The following is a 1,442-nucleotide window of genomic DNA, read 5'->3' on the forward strand; positions in this document are numbered from 1 at the left end:
TACTCCGACATGATGTGCGCCCGGCCCGGCTGGAACTATTCCATCTACGGGGACAAGGAGTACGTGGATCATGTCCTGCGCTATTACCAGGTACTGAATACCGGCGGCACTTACCCGGCAGGCGGGATGCAGATCCCCCTCTACATCCAGACGGAATACGGAAACATCCCTTATGGCACCGGTTCGATTGCGGACTGCGGCTGCGGCCCTACTGCCTTTGCCATGGTAGCAAGCTACCTGACCGGAAGCACCATAACTCCGGTGGATGCAGTCGCCTGGTGCGGCAATTCCTACTATAAGCCGGGGGCTGGCACCTACTGGTCCTATTTCCAGGCGGCGGCTTCTCATTTCGGATGCGGGAGCGTCACCCAGACCATGGACGCCAATGCGGTCCTGCAGGCCCTTTCCGAAGGGCGCCCGGTGATCTCCTCCCAGGGGCCGGGGTTATTTACCTCAGCCGGACACTTTATTGTCCTGCGCGGGCTGACCGCAGACGGGAAGGTGCTGGTCAATGATCCCAATGACAGCGAGTCCAAGAACTATGTGAACCGTGCATTTGACATGATGACGGAAATCCATGCGACATCCTCGCAGTATTGGATTTTCGAGAAGAAATAAAGGAGCGTTTATGAGCAGAATAAAACTGATTTTGTCCATCCTCCTGATGCTCTTTCTCCTGCTGGTCGCCATCTTTCTTCCTTCCAGGCTCCGGGAACAAAAGGAAACACCGGATACAAAGTCTCAAGAAGAGACCGCTTCCCAGGAAGAAAGCAACCAGCCGGAGAAGCTGACGGAGATGGACTTTTTATCCTTTGAAGAGCTGAGCCAGTTCTTCTCTTCCGCCCAGACTGTATCCTTAAAGGAGCAGTTTCCGGTATATCTTACCCGTACCGGGCAGACAGACATTACATCGGCAGAATATCTGCCGGATGAAACCGGTTATCCAGACACTACCACAGTTGAACTGCATTTTCTCCTGTCCGATGACAGCACCCTTCCGGTGTTCTATGACACCATGACGGGTGCTTTTTCTTTTGGAGAAGAGCGGACGGTGCTAGGGACATCCGGACAGACCTATGAAAAACCGGTAGTAGATGCCCTTCCCTCTGTCTCCAGCAGTGAAGTGGAGCAGCGCCAGGAAGGCGGCTATGCGGATGTGACCGCACCGGAATCACCTGCACCGGATACCGGGACAGAAGAAACGGGAACTACGCAAAGCGGAGCTTCCGAAAATGCTGCGGATCCCGCACAGAACACCCAGGACGGAGAGGAGGTGCTGCCATGAGCAATCCGGATGAGCAGCGGACCTCCTTTATCCCGCCAAACTTCATCGAAAAGGGCAAGATCTTAAACGGCACCTTTGACATCCGCAATGCCATTGAAGCCATTATTTTCGCCCTGCTGATCGGGGTGCCGGTGGTCCACCTGCCGTTTTCCCTGAC

Annotated in this window: 2 protein-coding genes; both read left to right on the forward strand. The window is 54.8% G+C overall.

Translation table 11 applies throughout. The annotated features are described in order from the left end of the window. Positions 1 to 618 (forward strand): C39 family peptidase (locus B5E53_RS18575; RefSeq protein WP_204245556.1); only part of this gene is annotated, 618 nt, incomplete at its 5' end. Between the two features lie 10 nt (positions 619 to 628). Next, positions 629 to 1,285 (forward strand): DUF5038 domain-containing protein, encoded by a 657-nt coding sequence (locus tag B5E53_RS18580; RefSeq protein ID WP_162611981.1) that lies wholly within the window; start codon positions 629 to 631, stop codon positions 1,283 to 1,285. The last annotated feature ends 157 nt before the right edge of the window (positions 1,286 to 1,442 follow it).

The sequence above is a fragment of the Eubacterium sp. An11 genome (assembly GCF_002161065.1).
Lineage (GTDB): Bacteria > Bacillota > Clostridia > Lachnospirales > Lachnospiraceae > Anaerobutyricum > Anaerobutyricum faecale.

What these genes read in the sequence shown, in the direction of transcription:
- B5E53_RS18580 (WP_162611981.1), top strand. Translation starts at nt 629, where the DNA reads ATGAGCAGAATAAAACTGATTTTGTCCATCCTCCTGATGCTCTTTCTC.